The following is a 23,919-nucleotide window of genomic DNA, read 5'->3' on the forward strand; positions in this document are numbered from 1 at the left end:
GTGAATGACTCTCATTTGGGAAGGAAGTCTCCCGCGCCCAAGGACCTGGGCGCACTGGATTCCTGTGACGAGCACAGGAATGAGGAGAAGTAATGCCGTGGAATCACAAGGCATTCCGATAGAGACGAAAAAGCCCTGGCGCAGCCGAAGCTGCGCCAGGGCGAAATGCTTGCCGATCAGACGAGGTCGAAGCGGTCGGCGTTCATCACCTTGTTCCAGGCGGCGACGAAGTCCTTGACGAACTTCTCCTTGGCGTCGGCCTGACCGTAGACTTCGGCGAAGGCGCGCAGCTGCGAGTGCGAGCCGAAGATCAGGTCGACGCGGGTGCCGGTCCACTTGGCGGCACCCGTCTTGCGGTCGCGGCCTTCGTAGACGCCGTCCTTGCCGGCGGCCGGAACCCACTGCGTGGCCATGTCGAGCAGGTTGACGAAGAAGTCGTTCGTCAGCGTCTCGGGACGGGCGGTGAAGACGCCGTGTTCCGGCTGGCCGGCCTTCAGCACGCGCAGGCCGCCGACGAGGACGGTCATCTCGGGCCCGGTCAGCGTCAGCAGCTGGGCGCGGTCGACCAGCGCTTCTTCCGGCTTCATGAACTGCAGGCGCTTGCCGTTCACATAGTTGCGGAAGCCGTCGATGCGCGGCTCCAGCGCTGCGAAGGAATGCGCATCCGTCTGGGCTTCGGAAGCATCCATGCGGCCCGGCGTGAAGGGCACCCTGACGGCAGTGCCGCCGGCTGCCGCAGCCTTTTCGACGCCGGCAGCACCGGCGAGCACGATCAGGTCGGCGAGCGAGATCTTCTTGCCCCCGGTCTGGGCCGCGTTGAAGTCCTTCTGGAGGCCTTCCAGAACGCCGAGCACCTTGGCGAGCTGGGCCGGCTGGTTGGCTTCCCAGTCCTTCTGCGGGGCAAGGCGGATGCGCGCGCCGTTGGCGCCGCCGCGCTTGTCGGAGCCGCGGAAGGTCGAGGCGGACGCCCAGGCGGTCGAGATCAGTTCCTGCACGCTGAGGCCGGTGGCGAGAACCTTGGCCTTCAGCTCGGCAATGTCCTTGTCGTCGACGAGGGGATGGTCGACGGCCGGGATTACGTCCTGCCAGATCAGGTCTTCGGCAGGCACCTCAGGGCCGAGATAGCGCACCTTCGGTCCCATGTCGCGGTGGGTCAGCTTGAACCAGGCGCGGGCGAAAGCGTCGGCGAACTCGGCCGGATTTTCGAGGAAGCGGCGCGAGATCTTCTCGTAGACCGGGTCGAAACGCAGCGCCAGGTCGCTCGTCAGCATGGTCGGCAGATGCTTCTTGCCGGCGTCGTAGGCATCCGGAATGGAGGCTTCGGCGTTCTTGGCCTGCCACTGCTTGGCGCCGGCCGGGCTCGTCGTCAGCTCCCATTCGAAGGCGAAGAGGTTTTCGAAGAAGTAGTTGCTCCACTTGGTCGGCGTCTGCGACCAGGTGACTTCGAGGCCGGCGGTGATCGCGTCCTTGCCGACGCCGGTGCCGAAGGAGCTCTTCCAGCCGAGGCCCTGGTCCTCGATCGCACCGCCTTCCGGCTCGGCGCCGATCAGGGACGGATCGCCGGCGCCATGCGTCTTGCCGAAGGTGTGGCCGCCGGCGATCAGTGCCACGGTCTCTTCGTCGTTCATCGCCATGCGGGCAAAGGTTTCGCGGATATCGCGGGCCGAAGACAGCGGATCGGAATTGCCGTTCGGACCTTCCGGATTGACGTAAATGAGGCCCATCTGCACGGCGCCGAGCGGTTCCGCCAGCTGGCGTTCGCCGCTATAGCGCTCGTCGCCGAGCCAGGTTCCCTCAGGACCCCAGTAGAGCTCTTCCGGCTCCCAGACATCGGCGCGGCCGCCGGCAAAGCCGAAGGTCTTGAAGCCCATGGATTCCAAGGCGACGTTGCCGGTGAGGATCAGCAGGTCGGCCCAGGAGATGCGGTTGCCGTATTTCTGCTTGATCGGCCACAGCAGGCGGCGGGCCTTGTCGAGATTGGCGTTGTCAGGCCAGCTGTTGAGCGGCGCGAAACGCTGCTGGCCCTGACCGGCGCCGCCGCGGCCGTCGGTGATGCGGTAGGTGCCGGCGCTGTGCCAGGCCATGCGGATGAACAGGCCGCCGTAATGGCCGAAGTCGGCCGGCCACCAATCCTGCGAATCGGTCATCAGCGCGGTGAGATCCTTCTTCAGCGCGTCGAGATCGAGCTTCTTGAACTCCTCGGCATAGTCGAAGGCCTGGCCGAGCGGATCGGCGCGGCCGGAATTGTGATGAAGAATCTGCACGTTCAGCTGGTTCGGCCACCAGTCACGGTTCGTCCGTGCCGTCGGAGCCTTGTGATGTGCAACAGGACATTTGCCTGCGCTGTCAGTGGGGTTGTCCATGATTGTCTCCTTCATTGCTTGATCTGTCTGCCGTTCAAAAGTCGAGCCGAGTGGGCGTCCGGCTCTCCCTTGCTGTCTTCATATCGGAAGCATATGATAATTTTAAGTTGGATTTACTGATTGCTGCGATAAGTTGAACTTATGAAGAACCTGACCCTGAAACAGCTGCGTTATTTTGAAGCCCTGGCAAGGGATGGCCGCTTCCGGCGCGCGGCCGATGCCTGCGCGATTTCCCAGCCGGCCCTCTCCATGCAGATCAAAGAACTCGAGCAGGAGTTGGGCAGCGAGCTTTTCGAGCGCAGCGCGCGCGAGGTGAAGCTGACGGCCTTCGGCCAGACCTTCGCTCTCAGGGTCCGCGAGATCCTGCGCGCCGTGGACGAGCTGGGGGAATTGGCGCGGGCCTCGCGCGATTCCTTCCTGACGCGGCTGCGCATCGGCATCATCCCGACGATCGCCCCCTATCTGCTGCCGGTCATCATAAACGATCTGAACAAAAGTTTCGCCGGTATTCAGATCGAAGTGCGCGAGACGCAGACGGCAAAGCTGGTTCAGGAGCTGGCGCAAGGTCAACTGGATACGGCGATCGTCGCGCTGCCGGTGTCGGAACCGTCGCTGACCGAACTCGAACTCTTCAAGGAGGAGTTCGTCCTGGTGCGGCGGCCCGAAGACGAGGGCAAGCCGGTGCCCGAACGCGAGGCGCTGCGCGAAATGCGGTTGTTGCTGCTCGAAGAAGGCCACTGCTTCCGCGATCAGGCGCTGTCGTTCTGCAAGATCGGGCCGGCCCGCCCGCGTGAAGTCATGGAAGGCAGCTCGCTCTCCACCCTGGTCCAGATGGTCAGCGCCGGGATCGGCATCACCTTGATCCCGGAGATGGCCGTTCCGGTGGAAACGCGCTCGGCGCAGGTTTCGATCTCCCGCTTCCAGTCTCCGCAGCCGTCGCGAACGATCGGCATGGTCTGGCGCAATTCGACCCCCATGGCCAAGCAGCTGCTGCAGGTTTCCGAGGTGGTTCGCCGCTCGGCGGAGGCGATGCGAGGGCAGTATGCTGGGGGGTGAGCGGGCGATGGTTGTTCAGTCGTGCCCAAGACCCCGCCCCAAACCCCTCCCCACAAGGGGGAGGGGCTTAACTCGCGGCCCTGGCTGCATTCAGTCTTGAACGCAGAGCATGCGGCTGGCTCTAGCCCCTCCCCCTTGTGGGGAGGGGTTTTGGTTCGCCCTCCGCGTTTACTGCGTGAGCCGCAAGGTATCCCCGCGAATGGCGGCGGCGATCGTCTCGTAGACGGTCTTGATGGTCGCCGGCGATGCGGTGAAGAAATGTGCGGTGTTGGTGGCGCAGTTGCGGATATTCACCACATCGGCATCGCTGCTATAGGACAGCGTATAGATTTCGATGCCGCTCTTCTTCATCGCCGAGCATGCGGCCTGCATTGCTGAGGTGGCGACCTGGTTGCAGGCTGACGATTGGGTTTGAGAACAGATCCAGTCGAACTTGTCGTTCGGGTCATATTTCGTGTTCATTTCCCCGTCGGTCATGAACACCATGACTTTCTGTACGGAATCGGATGCGGCCGCAGGCGAGGTCTTGTCTCCCCATACGCCCTTCCATTTCGGCGACAAGGTGTACCATCCAGCGACCACGCCGGCGTCCAGGCGGGTGGAGCCTTCGGATGTCAGCTGGGTCACGGCGTTTTTCAGATAGGTGAAGTCGCCCGTCAGCGGCGTGATCGGCGGCGGACAGAAACTGGTCCCCGATTTGGGATTGGCATCCATGGCGACGAAGGCGACAGTGCTCGGCGGCGCATCGCTCATGCCCTCAGTGCCGATCGCGCCGGCATCCTTGACATCGACATCGGCGCGCGGCTCGATGCAGCCCATCCAGTAATAATTCTTGGACGTGGACATAACCGGCGTGACGCCGTCGATCCAATAGCCGAGCTTATAGCTGGAGGAAGTATAGACGGATTTCGGATCGGTCCAGCGTTTGGGAACCGCCGCTGCTCCATTATACGATTTGAGCCAGGCCGTATTTCCCATGCCGATGTTGACGCGGCTGGAAAAAGGCACGATCGAGATTTTGGTTTTGTCGACGAGCGCGGCGTTGGATGAGAAGGCATGCAGAAAGCCGCTGACCGCGGTTTGCATCGGTGCGAAACGGTTCTCCTCGATCATCGAACTCGACACGTCGAGAACCAGCGCGATCTCCAATTGCTTCACGCCCGGCAAGGCTGCGCAGGACCTGACACTGATCGGAACGGACTGGATATTGGCCACCTGCATGAAGGTGGTGGGCACGGCGTCCGCGACGTCGAGGCATAGTTCCGACTCGTCGCTCGAGACTTCTGGCTCGCCGATGACGGCAGTCTGAAGGTCGCCATTCGCGGAAAGGAAGGCGTTGACGGTCTTAGCAATGCTCGCCTCCGGCATGCCGTGCTTGTATTTTGCCGCGGCCGCGAGCACCGCAGAATCTGCGGCCGACTGTAAATCCGTTCGATCGTTATAAGCTCTGATGAAGTCGATGGAGGCGCCGACCGCGAGAAGCAGAGGCACGGCGACCAAAATGAAGATGATTGCGACGGCTCCGTCGCGATTGTCGGTCAGGCGGGAAAGGGAAAAGAAACGGCGTGTCATATGCATCGGCTCAAAATATCTTCAGTTCTCTCATGTCCTCCCGAGGCAGGGCTACGGCGGTACCGTTAACGACCAGGAAATGCCGGGCCGTGTGAGAACGATAGGGAGAATTTTCAGACGCGAATCGTATAGACGGCTCTGATTCTGGATATTTTGGCGGTGATCGACGCCGCCTCATCACCTTCGTCGGGAAGGCTTCGAACGGACGGCGTCACCCGACCGGGCTCTTGAACGAGCATCGGACCCGCTTTGTGGCGCGTATCAATCGACGGACCGGGCTCAGCCCCTCGTCTTAAGAGCGCCGTTTGAACGTATGCTCGGCCGCCGGAAATTTTCGCGACCGGACTTCGTCGGCATAGGCTGCGGCAGCCGCTGTGATCCTCTTGCCGAGGTCGTCGTAACGCTTGACGAAACGAGGGGTGAAATCGTTGAAGAGCCCCAGAATGTCGTCGGACACCAGAACCTGGCCGTCGCAGGCGGAAGAGGCGCCGATACCGATGGTCGGTATGTGCATGGCTGAAGTCACCTCCCGGGCAAGCGGCTCCACCGTGCCTTCGACGACGGCTGCAAAGGCGCCAGAGCCGCCGATGGCATGCGCGTCACGCCGGATTTTTGACGTCTCGTGTTCCGAATGGCCGACGGAACGATAACCTCCCGCGGTATGAACCTGCTGCGGCATCAGGCCGATATGCCCCATGACCGGGACGCCTCGCTTCGTCAGAAAGGCGATGGTCTCGGCCATCTCCTCGCCGCCCTCCAGCTTGACGGCATCGCAGCCGGTTTCCTGCAGGATGCGGACAGCATTGCGGAAGGCAACCTCTTTCGATTCCTGATAACTGCCGAACGGCATGTCGACGACGACGCAGGCCTTGGAGACGCCGCGCATGACAGCCTTGCCATGGGCGATCATCATGTCGAGCGTGACGCCGATGGTGGTCTCCATGCCGTAGAGCACCATGCCGAGCGAATCCCCGACCAGCAGCAGGTCGCAATGCTCATCGAGCAGGCGCGCCATCGGCGTGGTATAGGCGGTCAGGCAGACGATCGGCTTGCCACCCTTCATGGCGCAGATGCGCGTCGGCGTCAGGCGCTTTTGAGATCCGGTGGCGCTCATTTCGTCACTCCCTTTCCCGGCTTGCCCTTCCCGCCGATAACCCCGGCAATCCGGTTGTTGTGGACCACTCGGTTGTCGAGCAGCCGCGTCGAGCCGAACCGAACGAAAAGCGCCACGATGACAGGGTCATCGATCGAGCTGACCGGCTCAAGCGTCGAAGCGTCTCTGACGGCGACGACTTCGGGTGTTGCCAGAGGCTCGCGACCGAGGAATTCCGTGAGCTTTGCTTCCAATTTCCTGGCATCCGTCAGACCGTCGGCAACCAGGCGCTCGGCCTCGTCGAGGGTCCGCGGGACGATCGCCGCGGCACGCCGCTCCTCAGCATTGAGATAGATATTGCGCGACGACAATGCGAGGCCGTCGCCGTCCCTGACCGTCGGTACCGATATCACCCGCACCGGCACGGCCAGATCATCCACCATGCGTTTGATGATGACGACCTGCTGGTAGTCCTTCTCGCCGAAATAGGCGGTCTGCGGCTGGACGATGTTGAAAAGCTTGTTGACGACCGTGGCGACGCCGGCAAAGTGTCCGGGCCGGACCGCCCCTTCGAGCTGGTGCCCGAGATCGGGAACGTCGACCACGGTCAGCATGGGCCGGGGATACATATCCTCGACGCCGGGCGAAAAAAGGAAATTGACTCCGGCCTGCTTCAGCATGGCTGCGTCGCGTTCCAGATCGCGCGGATATTTGCTCAGGTCTTCGGCTGGGCCGAACTGCAGCGGATTGACGAAAATCGAGACGACGACGATGTCGTTCTCGGCGCGGGCGCGCGTGACGAGCTGCATGTGCCCGGCATGGAGATAACCCATCGTCGGCACGAGGCCGACGGTGCGCCCCTGCCGCTTCAGAGCGTCGAGTGTGTGGCGCAGCTCGTCAATGCTCGAGAAAACCCGCATATATCCTCCCCGCGGCCGGTCACTCCATCTTGGGCGCGGATAAGGACTGTAATCGATGCTGGAGGTCAATGCATATTCTGCGATAAAAACGATTAGATGGAACGGCATGCCGAACGCCGGGCGATATCAGCCCAGGAAAAGGCCATTTCGCCACGGAGTTCCCGCGCCGCTTCCGAGCGGCTTGCAGCCGGACCGGCGATGTGCGACTTCCATTGCTTGCCCTGTCCGTCAAGATACCATCACAGTCGGTCGCTATGGACGTTACATGGAGGACGCATGGATAAGCCCTGGAAGATCAGCCGCGGACCGATTGCGGCAACCGAGCTCGACGTGGAGAAGGCAACCGCGATCAATATGCTGCTGATCCGGCCGGTCGCCGTGCTTCCGGCCAAAGCGGGAGATCCGATCCGTCCATTTGCCGTCGGCCTTTTCAACGAACTCCGTCCGCTCTTGAAGCCTGATGCCGGTGTCACGACGCTGCGGCGGGCGACCGCTGCCTATGTCCACTGCCGGCGCTACTATTTCGCCAGCGCCCAGCCCGATTCCATGCGCCATGACCTTGCCGGCGACCCCGTCGAACCGCTGTCACCCGAAGACCGGATCGTCGCGCAAAAGCGCTTCCTGAGCCTCAAGCAGAGCACCGGCAAGGCTGAAGCGCCCGAGCAGGCGGCACCGGTTCCCCCTCCCCTGCTGAGCAAAAGCGAACAGATCCGCGCGGCCCTTCTCGGCAAAAGGAACGCCGTCAGCTAGATTCGTACGGTGCCGGATCGAAGAATAGAGCGCCATTTGTTCGGCGCTCTGTAAACGATTGCCGTGTCGACTCATCAAAACCTTCGTGTAGTCCTCAGTTTTTGCTTTACAGAGCATTAATGCAATTGCGCTAATTTTAGCACCAACCAGAACCGGTTTGGACTTGCTAGAACGATGCGTTTCCCGATTGCAGCTTCCCTCTTCGCATTGGCCGCGGTCCAGCCCGGCGCGGCCGCCGATCTTTCCGCCTATAAACGGCCGCTGACGGTTCCTTTCCAGGGGGTGACGGCCTATTCCCCTCAGTTGGCGACGCTCGGCAAGATGCTGTTCTTCGACCCCCGGCTTTCCGGCAACAAGAACATGACCTGCGCCAGCTGTCATAACCCGTCCTTCGGCTTCGAGACACCAGTGAAGACGCCGATCGGCGCGGCCAATACCGCGCTCGGGCGCCAGGCGCCGACGGTTCTGAACGTTGCCTGGGTCACGCCCTTCTTCTGGGACGGCCGCGCCCCGAACCTGGAGGAGCAGGCGGCGGGCCCGATCACCGCTGCCGCTGAGATGAACGGTAAGCTCGACGATGCCGTGAGCGAGATGCAGGACATACCCGGCTACAAGAAGTGGTTCGGCGAGGTCTTCCCCGACAAGGGCATTACCAAGGAGACGCTGCTGACGGCGATCGCCACTTATGAACGGACGGTGGTTTCCAACTGGTCGCCCTTCGACCGCTGGGTGGATGGCGACGAGAAAGCGGTCTCCGATAGCGCCAAGCGCGGCTTCGAGCTGTTCACCGGCACGGCTGGCTGTTCCGCCTGCCACTCGGGCTGGAATTTCACCGACAACAAGTTCCATGACATCGGCCTGCCGAGTGAGGATATCGGCCGCTACAAGATCGATGCGAGCAGCGCCGACAATAAATACGCTTTCAAGACGCCCGGCCTGCGCAACACGCTCTACCGCGGTCCCTATATGCATGACGGCAGCCTGAAGAGCATGGACGAGGTGATCGTCCACTATGAAAGCGGTGGCGTCAGCCGTCCGTCGCTCGATCCCGACATGTCGCCCTTCCTGCTGACGGAAGAGGAGAGCAAGGATCTGATCGCCTTTCTGGAAACGCTGACTGCCGAAAAGCAAGACATCCCCCTGCCGACGCTGCCGAACTGAGGTGCAGGCAATGAAACTCTCCATCCGCATGCAGATACTCATCCCCATGGTGGCCACGATCATCGTCGGCTTCGGCAGCGCATTCCTGATCGGCTACCAGGCGATCACCGGCCAGACCCGGGTCGCCGCGGTCGTGCAGGAGGCGGTGAACGCCAAGCTGGCCTCCGCCCAAATCGAACAGCAGTTCAGGCAAGCGACATCGGTCGTCGACCGAGTGCTGTCGATGACGAATTTCGTCTCTGCGGCCGAGGTCAAGACCGAATTCGACAAGAGCAACGGCGCGCTGACGCAATCGCTCGACGAGCTCGGCGGCATCGATCTCGCGACCTCGCTGACTGAAGGCGTGCGCTCGCTGCGCCAGGCGCATGATGTCTGGGAAAAAGACGTCAAGGTCAGCCTCGGCCTGCAGCCGGCGGACGAAGTGCCGACGGCCGAGAAGCTGGCGCGTTCGCAGCAGGCGATCCTGACCGGGATTGCCGCCGTCAACGCCATCGTCGATAGGATCGCGACCGAGAGTGTGGCCGACGCCGGCAGTGCGCTGGAGACGAAGATCGAAATCGAGCTGGCCTTGGCGGGCCTTGCCGCGATCATCGGCCTTGGCATTCTGATCGCCATCGCCCGACATGTGTCGCGCCCGATCCAGCGCATCACCCAATCCATGCAGGCGCTCGCGAGCGGCGAGACCGACAAGGCGATCCCCTATGCGGGGCGCCGCGACGAGATCGGCCTGATGGCCGGTTCGGTGGAAGTCTTCCGTCAGAATGCCATCGCCCGCACCCGGCTCGAAAACGAGGCGGAGGAGAACCGGCGGCTGGCGGAAGCAAACCGGCTGGCCGACCAAGAGCGGGCGGAGGCGAGCGCGGCCGAGCGGCTGACGATTGCCACGTCGGGGCTGGCGGCCGGGCTGAAGCGGCTCGCGGAGGGCGACCTCGCTTTCAAGCTCTCGGACCGGTTCGCGCCGGAATTCGAACCGCTCCGGCATGATTTCAACGCCTCCATCGAGCAGCTCGGCGGCACGCTGCTTTCCGTCTCCGAAAGCGTATCGATCATCAATTCCGGCACCCGCGAGATCAGCAACGGCTCCAACGAACTCTCCGGCCGCACCGAGCGGCAGGCGGCGACGCTCGAACAGACCGCTGCGGCACTGAGCGCCGTGACCGCCAAGGTGACGGAAGCTTCCAAGATCGCCGACGAGGCCCGCGGCGTCGCCGACAGCGCCAATCGCAGCGCCGTGGCTTCAGGCAAGGTGGTGGCCCAGACGGTCGAGGCCATGGGGCAGATCGAGGAATCGTCCAAGCAGATCAACAATATCATCGCCGTCATCGACCAGATTGCCTTCCAGACCAACCTCTTGGCACTGAATGCCGGCGTCGAGGCGGCCCGGGCCGGCGAGGCCGGCAAGGGTTTCGCCGTCGTTGCCCAGGAAGTGCGCGAACTGGCGCAACGTTCGGCCCAGGCAGCCAAGGAGATCAAGGAGTTGATCGGGCGGTCGTCCGCCAAGGTCAGTACCGGCGTCGAACTGGTCAGCCAGACCGGCGCAGCCCTTGGCGACATCGGCCGCTTCATCGTCGATATCAACCGGTTCATGGAAGCCCTGGCAGGCGCGGCGCGCGAGCAGTCGATCAACCTGTCGGAAGTCAATGCGGCCATGCACCAACTCGACCAGGTGACCCAGCAAAATGCTGCGATGGTGGAAGAAACCACGGCAGCCAGCGTGACGCTCGCCGGCGAAGCCGAACGCCTGCGCGAACTGGTCACCCAGTTCGAACTGGGCAGGGACTCCGGGACGAGGATCTATCGCGACGCGGCCTGAACGTGGGGTTGGCGAGCGAACCCGATCTCGGATTTTGAGAGACGTGACGTTCAGTGCCGGTCAGCTAGGCTTGTCTCCGAGCTCATAGCCGCTGACGTCCTCACTCAGAGATGTCAACCGATCGAGCGCCAAGGTTCGCTTGGTGTCCCGAGCTGCCTTGAATGCCGCAACATCCGTTGCTCTCAAACGGCGGTGACTGCCAACCATTTCCGCCGGAAGCTCCCCCGCATCGACCAATCGAACCAGATACTGCCTGGAAACATTGAGAATGTCGGCCGCAGCCTGAGTTGACAGCATCTCTTCGTCCGGCAGAACCGTTACAGGGCGGCCCTCCGCGAGAAGCTCGGCCGCCTGATACATGATCTCGGCCAATGCATGAGGCACTTCTAGACGCTCGCCATCGGCGTCGACGACCTGAACACTCCCCTGCCGCTTTCTGGATGTCGCCCGTAAAAGCGATGCTATACGAGCAGCTGCCGATCTCTCGGGTGCTGGAACAACATTCGGCGTTCCGGGAGGATTCTTATCCTGCGATGTGCGATGTGTTATGGCCATGTCGAGAATATGGCGCGCAAACGCTATAAACGCAACTGGCTTCCTTTGTGCCATCGGAAATTTCGCATGAGTGCTTATGTTCGTCGCTGTTCTTGATGCCAATGTTCTTTTCCCATGCTGCTGCGAGATACTCTGCTGCGCGTGGCGTCAGAAGGTTGTTTTCGGGTTCACTGGTCGCCTCGTATTCTGGAAGAATGACCCGGAACTTGGTCAGCGATTACGGTATGGATCCTTCCAGAGCCGAAGCGTTGCGAACTGTTATGGAGGCGGCATTTCCTGAGGCGAATGCGGAAGGCTGGGAAGACATCGAGCCGGCCATGCGAAATGATCCGAAGGATCGACATGTCGTCGCGGCGGCGGTTGCTGCAGAAGCTACAATTATCGTGACCTCAAACATCCGCGATTTCGATAATATGCCCGACGGCATTGTTGCCATGACCTCTGATGAATTTCTCACCGAAACCTTCGCGAGAAACGAGACGAAGGTGCTAAGGGCGCTTACTTTGCAAGCCGCCGCCTATCGACGACCAACGTTGACCGTAAGCGAGCTCATCGAAAGACTCGCACTCACCTCCCCCCGTTTTGCCGAGCAGACACTCCAGGCTCTTTCCCGACGTTCACCTGCTCGCCACGCGCCTCCAGCAGAACTTTAAACCGGTCCTCCGACCGCAACAGCGCCATCAGCATAGGACCGAGCGCGAATTCGCCGCGTTCGGCGCGTCGCGTCAGGTCCCTGAGATAACCGCCGGCGGAGTTGATGCGCCCTCCCCGCTGCAAAATACAAGCCATGACGGCGGCGGCGTTCTCGGGGCCCATCACCGAGGCCGCTTCCTCATAGGCCGATGCGCTGACGGCCAGTATCGAGCGCACGACGATCGCCGCCATCGTGAGGTCCCGCCAGCTGGCGACCGTGCCACCTGGCCCGTAGTCGACAATATCAGGGCAGGCCTGGAGAACCGTGCCGAGCGGGAAGGATTTCAATCCTGCGGCATTTGTCCGGGCAATGGCCCGCGATCCCTCCCCGTCCTTCCCAGCCATTCCGGTTTCACGGCTTCTCAGCCCTGCTCTCGGCTGGTGATCCGGCTTCGCCTCCTGCCGCGGTTCCAAGCCCGGTTCAGATTCAGATATGGATTCGGGATTCGAATTCTGTATGTGGCGCTCAATCCGGGATTCATTGGTGCTCGTTATCTGAATTTTTCCATGCAATTCCAACATGTTGACGATGTCGTGGCGCGCCGTCTCGAGTTCTTCGAGGATCGGCGGGAGGTTTTCGGGCGTTGCCGCCCTCGGAATGCGCTGCAGGAGTGCCTGGAACATCGAAGAGATGCGTTCCCAGTCGCCCGGAACCGCTTCCGCGACGGCTGTGGAAATGAGCTTGGCGATGTCGCGCCGGCAGATGGTCAGCCGCTCTTTTGTTGCGCGCAGCATCTGCCGGTCGGCGGCAAGGCGGGCGGCGATCGCTTCGATCTCGGTGGCGCGGGCAAGAAGCGGCGCCAGGCTGAAGCCATAGGCCTCGTCGACCCCGCCTTCCCTGTTGCGGCGGATATAGCGCTTGCCGTTCGGACTGTCCTTGCGGGAGATAAGTCCGGCCTCGACGAGACCGGCGAGATGCCGGCGCAATGTCGCGGCCGCCATGCCGCGTGCCCTGAGGCAAAGCTGCATGTTCGAGGGAAAGACGACCAGGCTTTTTTCGCCGGACAGCTCGTCGCCGGGAAAAAATGTCAGCAGCGCATCGAGTACCGTCAGCGCACGATCGCTGACGCCGAGACCCGCCCGGGCCTCGCAGACCGATCTGAACAGCTTCCACTTGTTGCGCCGCGTCCCGGCTCCGATCGCTTCGCCGCGCCGCTGTTTCAGCAGCATGCCAAGCGTCATCGGCCGCCGCCCGAAGGGCGTCGTCACAGATTCACTCTCCATTTCCTTCACCTTCAATCAGGCAAAAGAAATCCGCTCACCGAAACGATGCGAGGAAAAAAGTGCTGCAGCGTCTTTTACGTGTCTGAAAAGGCGCAGGGGCGCTGCAGGACTCTTGACTGGGATTCGTGAAAATGCGATTCTCTGTCTTGCTTAAGGATAGGAGAAGGGCTTCCACGACTCAGGTCATTTGGGGGCCTTTTTCTTTTGCGGTTTAGTCTCCTTGTTTGCTCTCCTCGGCGAGGAATTGCTCATAGAGCGCATCCAGCCTGCTGGAGAGAAATTCCCCGAAGCGGCCGGCATTCCTCGCTTTCATCGAGAGCGAGAACGCCTTGCCGTCATTCTTCATTTCCGCCTGGACCGCCTTATCTAGCGGCTGCCATTTGACCTTCCTTGCCGCGGCGGTTTTCTTCACCGGCCGCGCGCTTTTGTTCAGCGCCGCATAGAGCGTTTCGAAACGTTTGTCGGAAGGTAACTGATGAAAGCTGTCGTCTTGCAAGACCTGGGCGACACTTGCCGCATTGGCCGATTTGCCGGCGAGCAGCGAAAGCTCCACCCAGCGTTCGCGGCCGATGCCGGGTGCTGGGCCGATCGCCTGGACGACCTTCGGCGAGATGCGATCCATCACTGAAATCATCTTCGAGATCGACGCCGCATTGGCGGCAAGGGCTGTTGAAATGACCTCCCTGTCGTAACCGAGTTCTTCCAGCCGCCCGGCGAAGAGCGCGCGCTCGATGAAAGTGAGATCGGCGCGGGCCGAGTTCTCCTGGCCCTGGGCGATGACATGGGTGCGGTCGTCGACCGCTTTGACGACCGCCCTGACATTGCGGCCGAGTTCGCGGGCGGCGCGCAGCCGCCGGTGGCCGAAGACGACTTGATAGTGTCCGTCGATCTTGCCGTGAGGGCGCACCAGAATGGGCGTATCCTGCCCGCGCACACGGATCGCTTCGACCAGCGCGCGGAATTCCTCGTCATCCTCGGACAGGCGGTCCTTGACGAAGGAGACCTCGACGACATCGGGGTCGAGATCGACGACCGCTTCGCCCTCCAGGAATTTTTCCGCCTGCTTGGCGAGCTCATCCAGCGAGCGGACGAGCGAGCGGCCTGCCCCGCGCATCGGATAGCTCGGCGCGCCTGCATTCTCGTCAGGCATGTCGGCTAGCCCTTCCAGCAGATTCTTTCGTGCCATCACGTCCTCCGATTGCGGTCAATCAATTGATTCGGTTCAAGGAAAAAGCGAATTTGTCAGCCGACAAATCACCGCCCCCATGCCCGATGAATAAGCTCGGCGATCTCTGCATTGACGGCGTCCATCGCCTCCAGCGCCCGGTCATAGGTTCCCCGGTTCATCGACGATCGCTCGACCTCATAGAGCGTCTGCTTGGTGATCCCGGCATCCGAGATCGCCGTCGACTTGACCATCTGGTGCTTCAGCATGAACTCGTGGAACATCGTCGACATGAAGCCGACCATCTGCGCCTGCGGCACGTCGGTCGGTTCGTAGCGGGTGATGAGATAGCGATACCAGGAGAGGTTCACTTCGGCGCCGGCCGCACGGATCGGCTTCAGGATGCCGCCGAGCATCAGCAGGAACTGGCCCATCGACATGACGTCGAGCATCTGCGGATGAATGGTGATCAGCACGCTGGTCGCCGCCGTCAGCGCCGTCAGCGTGAGGTAGCCGAGCTGCGGCGGGCAGTCGATGACGACGACATCATAGCGGTCATCGACCTCGGCGAGCGCCCGCGAAATGCGGGTGAAGAAGGTCTTGCCGTCATTGCTCGACTTATCGGCCATCGCCAGCGGCGTATCGTATTCGTATTCCTGCAGGTCGAGATTGGCCGGCACGATATCGAGGCCGGGAAAATTCGTCTTATGGATGATCTCGGAGAGCTTCTTTTTCTCGCCGTCGTAGCGGATCGCTTCATAAAGCGACGAGGCCTGATCGAATTCCGGCTGGAAGCCGTGCAGGGATGACAGCGATGCCTGCGGATCGAGATCGACGGCAAGTACGCGGTGGCCGGTCAGCGCCAGATGCTGGGCGAGGTGGGCAGCGGTCGTCGTCTTGCCCGAGCCGCCCTTGAAATTGACGACCGCCAGTACCTGCAGCTTCTCATGGCTGCGCCTATGGGGAACATACATGCGGCTCTCGGAGCGGCCGTGCGCATCGAGATAGCGGCGCAGCTCCAGCATCTGCTCGGCGCTATAGGAGCGGCGCCCCGAAGCCGAGGTCTGCGGGCGGGGGCCTTTGCCTTCGAGATGCAGCTTCTTCAGCGTGCTTTGCGAGGCGCCGACATAATTGGCGACCTCCGCCAGGGAGAAGCTGCGCAGTGTCTTCTTTGCATTGGGCGGAAAGCGCTGCACGCTGAGCAGATGCAGCTTCTTTGAAATCACGTCGCCATGCTCAAGGATCTGATCCTCGAAATGCAACGGCGCCTTGTTCAAGGCGGTCAAATTAGCGTTCATCGGCAGCAATCTTTTCGGATAACGATTTTCGGGATCAAAAGCCCTTCTAACCGTTATTATCAGCGATTCTCCGATGCCGGCCAAGAATTTTAAGGTTAACGCATATTAACCTTTTCGGCGCTGGTTCAAGCACTTGGCCGTCTCATGAAGCGTTAAGAGTTTTCGGGGCCGGGGGCGCGTCTTCCGCGCCCCCGGCCGCCACCCGGCCGAAGGGGAGGGGGCATTCGGCGGGCTTACTCAAGCGGCACTTCGCCTGATGTGATCCGCTGCTCGTCGGCGGCAAACAGGTGAACGGCATCATGGGCCGGTGCGATCTTCAGTACGTCGCCGGGGGCGGCCCTGATCCGTTCCCGAAAGACGCAGGTGAGCGTCTGCGTGCCCAGCCGGACGATCACGAGCGTTTCCGAACCCGTGGGTTCCACCACCACGGTCGTCACCTCGATGCCGTCAGGGTCGAGCCTGATATGTTCGGGGCGAATGCCGTAGGTGACGGCGTCGCCGGGGCGGCGCTCGCTCGGCAGCAGCAGACCGTCCGCGGTTTTGAACCCGGCTTCCGTCATGCGGCCCTGGATGAAATTCATTGCCGGCGAGCCGATGAAGCCGGCGACGAAAAGATTGTTCGGCCGGTCGTAGAGCTCCAGCGGCGAGCCCGACTGCTCGATCAGCCCGTCCTTCATCACGACGATCTTGTCGGCCATGGTCATGGCTTCGATCTGGTCGTGAGTGACGTAGATGGTGGTCGTCTGCAGCCGCTGATGCAGTTCCTTGATCTCCGAGCGCATCTGCACCCTGAGCTTGGCGTCGAGGTTCGACAGCGGCTCGTCGAACAGGAAGACGGCCGGGTCGCGCACGATCGCTCGGCCCATGGCGACACGCTGCCTCTGGCCGCCGGACAGTTGTTTCGGATATCTTTCGAGAAGATTTTCGAGGCCGAGGATCTTGGCGGCATTGCCGACCCGCTGGTCGATCTCCGTCCTCGGCATGCGTTTGAGCCGCAGGGAAAAACCCATATTCTTGGCGACCGTCATGTGCGGGTAGAGCGCGTAGTTCTGGAACACCATGGCGATGTCGCGATCCTTGGGCGCAAGCTCGTTGACGGTATGCCTGCCGATCTGGATCTTCCCCGAGGTGATGCCCTCCAGGCCGGCGATCATCCTGAGCAGCGTGGATTTCCCGCAGCCCGAGGGGCCGACGAGGACGACGAACTCGCCGTCGCCGATATCGACCGATACGCCTTTGATGGCTTTGAACGCGCCGTAATCCTTGCGCGCATTGTTGACCGAAACATGGGCCATGACAGTCCTCCCGAATTCGCCGTCAAAGTCCGTTCAGGACCGTTTTGAGATAATCGAGGCCGAGACGCTCGCCCTCCTTGCGCGCCGACAGATCCTTGCCCGGCCAGCCATAAGCGGCGTCCTCGTGCTCGATCGACAGCGTGCCGTCAAAGCCATGCCCACGCGCCTGGCGCAGGAAGCGCGGCCAGTCGAGAAGGCCGAGCCCCGGCAGCTTGTATTGCCACCAGCCCTTGCCGTGATAGCCGACGGCCTGCAGGGCCTCCTTGTCGATCGCGGTATCCTTGGCGTGCAGGATGGCGATGCGGTCTTTCACCGCCTCGATCGCCCGATAGGGATCGACGCCGATACGGATGAGGTGTGAGGGATCGAATTCCAGCCCGAAGCGGCGATCTTCGATCCTGCGGAAAAGCTCCTGCCATCCTCTCGGCGTCGTGCCGATGAAATTATCTCTGGGCCCCGGCCAGTTTTCGATCGCGAAGGTGAGGCCGGAGGATTGCGTCTCTCCGATCAGCTCGTTCGCGAATTCGGCGAAGTCGTCATAATTGGCCTCTTCGCCGGCGCTGTCGTCGCGGCCGGGGAAGATCACGAAGATCGGGACGCCGGCCTCGCCGATCGCCCTGGCAAAATCGGCGGTCCTTGCCCTGAGCTGCCGGCGTTTGTCGCGGTCGGCATCGAGCTGGTTGCCGAAATAGGTGATCGAAGAGACGAAGAGGTTGCGGCTGCGGGCAAGCGCGACGGCGGCCTCGACCCGATCCGGTGTCTTGATATGGCCGCCGACATCGATTTCGATGGCATCGAATCCCGCCGATGCGGCGAAATCCACCACTTCTTCAAGCGGGCGATCGTTGAATGTCGAGGTGTAAAAGCCGATCTTCATCAAAATCCTCCCATCTTCATCAAAATCCGGCTGTTTCAGCTGTTCAGGCGATCCATGTTTTTCAGCGGCGAACGCGTGCGTTGAGCCGCATCGGCCGATGCGAGCATGAGGGCCGCCGCCATCGGCATGGCCGCCGCGCCCATGGCCGAAGCATCCTCGCCGAGCGAGGCGCGATGCAGCGACGGCAGGTTGGCGTCTTCGGGGTCGAGATGTTCGTGTACATAACGCAGCAGCTCGTCGACGATGCGGATCGGCAGCCGGCCGCCGACGAGGACGGCGTCGGGATCGACGATCAAACCGATATGCTTGACGGCGACGGCCAGATGCGCGCTCATTTCCTTCAGCCACTGCGAAACCAGGCGCCTGCCATGCGCATCGAGCGTCAGCAGATCGTGCGGAACACTCACCTCGATGTCGTGGCGGGCAAGAAAATCATAAAGGGAAAACAGCGAGAATATTTCCCCGAGAAGCTGGACCTTGTGGGCCTTCTCGTCGCTGCCGTCGGCAATGGGAAGCCAGCCGATTTCGCCGCTGAGGCCCATGGCGCCGCGATGACCGTTGCCGTCAAGCACGAGACCGCCGCCGGGGCAGGCGTTGATGGCGATATAGAAGAAGCTGCTGCTCTCGGCGCCGAGGCCATAATCGAGCTCGGCAAGGGCTGCGGCATTGGCTTCGTTTTCGATGAAGACGGGATGCTGGGTCAGGTTCTCCAGTGCGGCGCGCACATCGAATGCCGTCCATTCCTGATAGGCCTCGGGTTTGCCGAGCAGGGAGATTTCGCCGAGCCAATCCGGCATCGCCAGGCCGATGCCGGCGAGCCGCGCATCGTCGATCAGTCGGCTGCGCTGGAAATGCGAAATCGCATCCGATGTCAGCTGCAGGAATTCCGCCGGCAGGATGAAGCGCTTTTCATGATGCACGCGGGCGCGGACGTTGCCGACGGCGTCGACCGCCAGGATCGTCAGATGGTCGCGATCGATGTTGATGCCGATCGCAAAACAGGCATCCGGATTGATCTCCAGTTCGATTGCCGGCTGGCCTCGCAGGCCATGCCGCCGGCGGGCTTCCATGATCAGCCCCTCATCCAGCAGCCGATCGACGATGCGGGCGATCGCCGGTTTGGTAAAACCGGTGCGCCTCGCGATTTCGGCGCGCGAAATCGGCGCCTGGCGATGGATGCAGCGCAGGACGACCGCCCTGTTGTGCTCGCCGGCATCTTCGACATTGGCGCCGGTCAGATCGGGGGAGGGCCTGGCGGCGAGTGTCTGGTTCATAGGGTCGAATCCTTCATCAATCATCGAGACTGAACCGATCCTCATCCCTTCACCGCACCGCTGGTCATCGCGCCGAGGATCAGCCTCTGGAGCGACAGGAAGGCCACGATCGCCGGAACGACGGAGATCAGGCAGGCGGCGGCAAGCAGCTGAATGGACGAGTCGGTCTGCATGCCGCGGAAGTTAAAGATTCCGACGCCGATCGGCATCAGGTCATTTTTGGTGAGCAGCAGGAAAGGCACCAGGAATTGCGACCAGCCGGCAATCACCGTGATGATGAAGACCGAGGCGATACCCGGCGCCGACAGCGGCAGAATGATGCGCCAGAACACCGAGAAGCGGTTGCAGCCGTCGATCATCGCCGCCTCGTCGAGGCTGCGTGGAATGCCGTCGACGGTGCTCTTCAACAGCCAGGTCGCCAGCGGAACGCCGAGCGCGATATAGACCATGACGACGGCAAAATGGGTGTCCAGCATGCCGAGCCGGTTCATGTAGCGGTAGAGCGGCACCATGATGACGAGCGGCGAGATCATCTGGAAGAGCAGCAGCCCCATCATCGACAGGCCCTTGCCGCGGAAATTGAAGCGGGAAAAGGCGTAAGCGGCGGGCAACGCCACGATCAGCACGCCGAAGCCGCTCAAGGCCGCGAGCTTCAGGCCGTTCCAGAGATAGATCGGGAAATAGCTGTTGTTGAGCACCGTGATGAAATTGTCGATGGTGGGGTTCTGAGGAATATAGCGCGCCGCGCCGCGATAGATCTCGCGCTTGTCACGCATCGCCATCGACAGGAGATAGGTGAGGGGACCGGCGAAGAAGACGAACATCGCCAGCATGAAGAGATAGCTCAAGGCATCGCCGAGCCGCGTTCCTGTCCTCCCGCTCATTGCTCTTCCTCCTTCGGCAGGAACGACGCGTAGACGAAGGCAAGCCCGAGGCTGATGATCAGCATCAGCACCGAGAGCACGCTGCCGCCGGAGAGATCGTAGTTTCTGAAGACGATGTTGAAGACGTAGAGCGAGATCACCTCGGTCGCGCGCCCCGGGCCGCCGCCGGTCAGGGTGATGATCGCATCGAAGGTGTTCACCGTCTGGATGGTGATCAGGATCATGTTGACGAGGATGGCGGCGCGCAGCTGCGGCAAGGTGACGAAGAAGAACTGCTGCGATGCGGTTGCGCCGTCGACCTCGGCGGCTTCATAGAGCGAGGGATCGATCGCCTTCAGCGCCGCATACATCACGACCATCGAAAAGGCGGTGCCGCGCCAGATGTTGGAGATCAGCGTCGACCATGGCGCAATCGCCGGATCGGAAAGCCAGGCGACGGTCGGCATATGCATCAGCCTGAGAATGCTGTTCAGCGCGCCATAGGGCGCTTCGGAAAACAGCATCTGCCAGATGATGCCGCCGGCAATGCCGGGCACGACCCAGGCGACGAGAGCCGTCGTTCTCAGGATCGTCGTGCCGAACAGGCCGCGTTTTTCGCCGCGAATAACGGTGACGGCGACCGCAAGACCGAGGATCTGCTGGCCGATGACGCTGCCGCCGACGAAGATCAGGGTCGCCCATAAAATGTCCGGCAGCTGCGGCGAACTCAAGGCATTGACGATCGAGCCCAGCGTATAGTCCTGATTGTCGCCGATCAGCGTCGCATTGGTGAAGGACAGCCGGAAAACGTCGATGACGGGGTAGAGGTAGAAGATGCCGATGACGACGATCACGGGCATGATCCAGGGCAGGGGAGCGCCGGCGAAACGGCGCATGAACGTTCTGCTTTGAGGCGGGCTGTCGGCCTCGATGGCAATAGGGCTCATTGGCTTCCCTGTCCTGACTTGGCAAAGCCGGCGACGCCTGCGGGCAGGCGCCGTCGTTGTCTAAAGTGGCGGAGATAGCTGCCGATGGCTGCCCCTCACCCTAACCGACCGGGGTCGAGCCACTCGTCTCGACCCGTCCTGCGGACCCCCGTAAGAACGGGGAGAGGGGACGTGCCCGACGAGGCGCTGGTGAGGGACGGAGAGCTTGCGGCTTGTCCCCTTCTCCCCGCGAGCGGGGAGAAGGGGGCGGCAGCCGGATGAGGGGCCGCCTAGCGACCCACAGCATCACAGCCGCTTGTAAGCCTCCATCGCCGCGCTGAATGCGGCTTCCAGCGCTTCTTCCGGTTTCTTCGTGCCTGACAGCACGTCGCCCATCATGATCTGGATCTGGTTCGAGATCTCAGGATAGATCGGCACGCCGGGGCGTGCCTGCCCGTCGACCAGCGCCTTGGCGAAGGTCTTGTTGGCTTCGGTCGAGAAGACCTCGTATTTGTCGAACAGCGACTTGCGGGTCGGCAGCTGCTGCTGCAGGGCGTTGGCCGGCCCCATATAGACCTCGCGTGCGAGGTTGGCGCACATCTCGACCTTGTCCTTGTCCTTGCTGAATGAGGCGATCGTCCAGCCGCCGGTGCCTGTCGAGCGCTGATCGGCCGTCGGGCCGGGGATCGGCGAGAAGGTCCAGTTTTTGAACTCGGCTTCGTCGAGCGTAGACTTCAGCTGGGCATATTGCCAATTGCCGCCGATGAAGAGGGCTGTGGTCGCCGCAGCCGCCGCAGCATTCATGTCGTCGTAATTGGCGATCGTGCTGACGCGCTTGGGGGCCGCGCCGGAATCGACGAGATCCTTGAAATAGTTCAGCGCCTTCAGGAATTTCTCCTTGTTCTCGCCTTCGCCGAAGACCGGCTTGCCTGAGTCGTCGACGAGTTTGCCGCCGAGCGCCCAATAGTTCGCCAGCCAGTCGAAGGTCGTGCCCTCCCAGCGCCCGCCGTTGAAGAGCACGCCTTCCATGCCCTCCTTGGTGGAGGCAAGGGCGGCTGTCTTCAGATCGTCCCAGGTCGCAGGCGCCTCGGCGACGATCGATTTGTTGCGGTAGAGCACACGCAAATCCGTATCCCACCACCAGGCCCGTACGGTCTGGTCTTTGTCGGTGATGCCGCTGCGGATGAAGGGGAAGAGGTCGTCCACTTCTTCCTTCGAGAAGTAAGGCGTGAAGTCAGCCAGCACATGATTGACCATGAACTGCGAGAGGACGAAGGAGTCGACGGCGGCGCAATCGGGCGCATTGCCGGCCTTGGCCTGCTCCAGCATCTTGGCCTGTTCGGTGCCGATGTCTGAGGACATGAACTGCATCTGCAGTTTCCAATCGGGATGCTTCTTGATGAAGTCGACGAAGAGCTTCTGATAGCCTTCGGCGATGGCGGGATCGGAATTGTTCGGGCTGTCGTTGGTCAGGCGGACGACGAGGGATTTTGGCGCATCGGCAAGGCCGATCCGGTCCTTGGTGGCAAGTTCCTGGGCAAATGAAACGGATGCTGAAAATAACATTGTGCTCAGCGCAAATGCGCTGACGGTGGCGCTCTTCATGATGGGTCTCCTCCCCATTTTGAACGAATACAGCCTGGCGGTCAGTTGACCTCTCCTCATTTCCGTGCTGCATTAATTAGATTAAGTTACTTTGATTTGATGTCAAGCCACAGCTTGGGAGGCCAGAGCCGGGAGGTTGAGATGCTGGCGACAATCAACAGCAGCTAGCGCAGAATTCCGGAAAATCGAGATCGATTTTTCGAAAAGGATCTGCGCCATCGCCGTGACGGAGCGCCCTTTCGGACGCGTGGCGCAGCCACCGTAATTTTCCTGAAGAAGCATGAGGCGATCGCGGACGGCCGCGATGGCAAGCTGCAGTTTTCGCCCGGCTGCGCGGCAGCCGGAAGCAAACTCATGGAGGACAAGATGCGTTTACTCATTCTCGGCACTGGCGGCATGGCCAACCAGCACGCTGCACGTTTCAAGGCGATCGAAGGCGTCAGCGTCGTCGGCGGCGTCGATGTTGTGCCGGAAAGGCTTGCCGCCTTCTGCAGCGAACACGGCATCGCCAATCACTTTACCTCGCTCGAGGAGGCTCTCGCCTGGGGTGAGTTCGATGCGGTCGCCAATGTCACTCCCGACAGCATCCACCACCCGACGACGCTTCAGGCGGTGGCCGCCGGCAAACACGTCTTCTGTGAAAAGCCGCTCGCCACCGATGCGGTCAAGGCGATGGAGATGACCGAGGCGATCGAACGCTCGGGCAAGGTCGGCATGGTCAATTTCACCTATCGCAATTCGCCCGCCCTGCAGAAAGGCCGGCAGATGGTGCTCGCCGGTGAAATTGGCGCGGTGCGCCATGTCGAGGCGTCGCACCTGCAGAGCTGGCTGGTCGGCCGCCACTGGGGCGACTGGAAGAGCGAAAGCAAATGGCTGTGGCGGCTGAGCAAAAAACATGGGTCGAACGGCGCGCTCGGCGACATCGGCATCCACATTGTCGATTTCGCCTCCTATGGTTCCGGGCTCGACGTCGCCCATGTCTTTGCGCGGCTGAAGACCTTCGACAAGGCACCTGATCATAAGATTGGCGAATATGACCTCGATGCCAATGACAGCTTCACGATGAACGTCGATTTCACCAATGGCGCGATCGGCACCATCCAGGCGACGCGCACGGCCGCTGGCCAGATGGATCAGCTGCGCCTCAGGGTCTATGGCGAAACCGGCTCGATCGAGATGATCTACGACACTGGACAATCGACGCTGCGCGCCTGTCTTGGCGAAGACGTGCACACCGCGACCTGGCGCGACGTGCCCTTCGATCCCGTCGAAACCAACTACCAGCGTTTCGTCCAGGCCGTACGGGCCGGCAAGACGCAGGAACCGTCCTTCCGCCGCGCCGCCAATATCCAAAAGGTCCTGGACAAGGCGCTGGCTTCCGATCTCAGCCATGCCGATGAAGCGCTGACCTGAGCA

At 61.7% G+C, this 23,919-nt stretch carries 20 protein-coding genes; 6 read left to right on the forward strand and 14 right to left on the reverse strand.

The genetic code is table 11. The features are described 5' to 3' along the window. Nucleotides 1-176: 176 nt before the first annotated feature. A complete protein-coding gene (gene katG, locus QMO80_RS24105; RefSeq protein ID WP_283200396.1) occupies nt 177-2,363 on the reverse strand; it encodes a catalase/peroxidase HPI in 2,187 nt (728 codons plus the stop codon). Between the two features lie 141 nt (nt 2,364-2,504). Between katG and QMO80_RS24110 the strand changes: the two genes are divergently transcribed. After that, entirely contained in the window at nt 2,505-3,419 is a 915-nt protein-coding gene (locus tag QMO80_RS24110; RefSeq protein WP_283200397.1) for a hydrogen peroxide-inducible genes activator, read from the forward strand. Nucleotides 3,420-3,587: 168 nt separating this feature from the next. On the opposite strand, the gene QMO80_RS24115 is transcribed toward QMO80_RS24110, so the two are convergent. From QMO80_RS24115 to panC, 3 genes are all read right to left on the reverse strand, one after another. Further along, nucleotides 3,588-4,991, reverse strand: coding sequence for a VWA domain-containing protein (locus tag QMO80_RS24115; RefSeq protein WP_283200398.1), 1,404 nt, complete (start codon nt 4,989-4,991; stop codon nt 3,588-3,590). Between the two features lie 292 nt (nt 4,992-5,283). Then, the gene (gene panB / locus QMO80_RS24120; protein ID WP_283200399.1) at nt 5,284-6,105 is read right to left on the reverse strand and encodes a 3-methyl-2-oxobutanoate hydroxymethyltransferase; all 822 of its coding nucleotides are present in this window, start codon (nt 6,103-6,105) and stop codon (nt 5,284-5,286) included. Beyond that, entirely contained in the window at nt 6,102-7,004 is a 903-nt protein-coding gene (gene panC, locus QMO80_RS24125) for a pantoate--beta-alanine ligase (RefSeq protein WP_283200400.1), read from the reverse strand. Before panC ends, panB begins: the two co-directional genes overlap by 4 nt. A gap of 276 nt (nt 7,005-7,280) precedes the next feature. Between panC and QMO80_RS24130 the strand changes: the two genes are divergently transcribed. The 3 genes from QMO80_RS24130 (at nt 7,281) to QMO80_RS24140 (ending at nt 10,728) form a co-directional block, all read left to right on the forward strand. Continuing rightward, nucleotides 7,281-7,754, forward strand: coding sequence for a ProQ/FINO family protein (locus tag QMO80_RS24130; protein WP_283200401.1), 474 nt, complete (start codon nt 7,281-7,283; stop codon nt 7,752-7,754). Nucleotides 7,755-7,928: 174 nt separating this feature from the next. Continuing rightward, nucleotides 7,929-8,915, forward strand: coding sequence for a cytochrome-c peroxidase (locus tag QMO80_RS24135; protein WP_283200402.1), 987 nt, complete (start codon nt 7,929-7,931; stop codon nt 8,913-8,915). Between the two features lie 10 nt (nt 8,916-8,925). Then, complete coding sequence (locus QMO80_RS24140; RefSeq protein ID WP_283200403.1) at nt 8,926-10,728, forward strand: methyl-accepting chemotaxis protein; 1,803 nt, start codon at nt 8,926-8,928, stop codon at nt 10,726-10,728. A 60-nt stretch (nt 10,729-10,788) separates the two neighbouring features. Here the strand turns inward: QMO80_RS24140 and QMO80_RS24145 are convergent, their stop codons facing one another. After that, the gene (locus QMO80_RS24145; protein ID WP_283200404.1) at nt 10,789-11,337 is read right to left on the reverse strand and encodes a helix-turn-helix domain-containing protein; all 549 of its coding nucleotides are present in this window, start codon (nt 11,335-11,337) and stop codon (nt 10,789-10,791) included. Nucleotides 11,338-11,489: 152 nt separating this feature from the next. On the opposite strand from QMO80_RS24145, the gene QMO80_RS24150 reads away from it, so the two are divergent. Further along, nucleotides 11,490-11,936, forward strand: coding sequence for a PIN domain-containing protein (locus QMO80_RS24150; RefSeq protein ID WP_283200405.1), 447 nt, complete (start codon nt 11,490-11,492; stop codon nt 11,934-11,936). On the opposite strand, the gene repC is transcribed toward QMO80_RS24150, so the two are convergent. The 9 genes from repC to QMO80_RS24195 all read right to left on the reverse strand — a co-directional run bounded on the left by repC (nt 11,851) and on the right by QMO80_RS24195 (nt 22,503). Continuing rightward, entirely contained in the window at nt 11,851-13,200 is a 1,350-nt protein-coding gene (repC, locus tag QMO80_RS24155) for a plasmid replication protein RepC (RefSeq protein WP_283200406.1), read from the reverse strand. The two genes, QMO80_RS24150 and repC, sit on opposite strands and share 86 nt — an antisense overlap. 211 nt (nt 13,201-13,411) lie before the next feature. Further along, nucleotides 13,412-14,386: a plasmid partitioning protein RepB gene (repB, locus tag QMO80_RS24160; protein ID WP_283200407.1), complete on the reverse strand. Its 975-nt coding sequence runs from the start codon at nt 14,384-14,386 to the stop codon at nt 13,412-13,414. A gap of 68 nt (nt 14,387-14,454) precedes the next feature. Continuing rightward, nucleotides 14,455-15,663 carry a plasmid partitioning protein RepA gene (repA, locus tag QMO80_RS24165; protein WP_283200408.1) on the reverse strand — a complete coding sequence of 403 codons (1,209 nt, stop codon included), beginning with the start codon at nt 15,661-15,663 and terminating at the stop codon, nt 14,455-14,457. Nucleotides 15,664-15,896: 233 nt separating this feature from the next. Continuing rightward, the gene (locus tag QMO80_RS24170; protein WP_283200409.1) at nt 15,897-16,958 is read right to left on the reverse strand and encodes an ABC transporter ATP-binding protein; all 1,062 of its coding nucleotides are present in this window, start codon (nt 16,956-16,958) and stop codon (nt 15,897-15,899) included. Nucleotides 16,959-16,980: 22 nt separating this feature from the next. Further along, nucleotides 16,981-17,835, reverse strand: a complete 855-nt coding sequence (locus tag QMO80_RS24175) for a sugar phosphate isomerase/epimerase (protein ID WP_283200410.1) — start codon at nt 17,833-17,835, stop codon at nt 16,981-16,983. A 35-nt stretch (nt 17,836-17,870) separates the two neighbouring features. After that, entirely contained in the window at nt 17,871-19,109 is a 1,239-nt protein-coding gene (locus QMO80_RS24180) for an ROK family transcriptional regulator (protein ID WP_283200411.1), read from the reverse strand. A 41-nt stretch (nt 19,110-19,150) separates the two neighbouring features. After that, entirely contained in the window at nt 19,151-19,993 is an 843-nt protein-coding gene (locus QMO80_RS24185; RefSeq protein ID WP_049730799.1) for a carbohydrate ABC transporter permease, read from the reverse strand. Beyond that, nucleotides 19,990-20,919 (reverse strand): carbohydrate ABC transporter permease, encoded by a 930-nt coding sequence (locus tag QMO80_RS24190; protein ID WP_071092836.1) that lies wholly within the window; start codon nt 20,917-20,919, stop codon nt 19,990-19,992. Before QMO80_RS24190 ends, QMO80_RS24185 begins: the two co-directional genes overlap by 4 nt. A gap of 285 nt (nt 20,920-21,204) precedes the next feature. After that, nucleotides 21,205-22,503, reverse strand: a complete 1,299-nt coding sequence (locus QMO80_RS24195; RefSeq protein WP_283200412.1) for an ABC transporter substrate-binding protein — start codon at nt 22,501-22,503, stop codon at nt 21,205-21,207. 366 nt (nt 22,504-22,869) lie between these two features. Here QMO80_RS24195 and QMO80_RS24200 point away from each other — a divergent pair, with 366 nt between their 5' ends. Further along, a complete protein-coding gene (locus tag QMO80_RS24200) occupies nt 22,870-23,916 on the forward strand; it encodes a Gfo/Idh/MocA family protein (protein WP_283200413.1) in 1,047 nt (348 codons plus the stop codon). Nucleotides 23,917-23,919: the final 3 nt, after the last annotated feature.

It is taken from the genome of Rhizobium sp. BT03 (genome assembly GCF_030053155.1).
Lineage (GTDB): Bacteria > Pseudomonadota > Alphaproteobacteria > Rhizobiales > Rhizobiaceae > Rhizobium.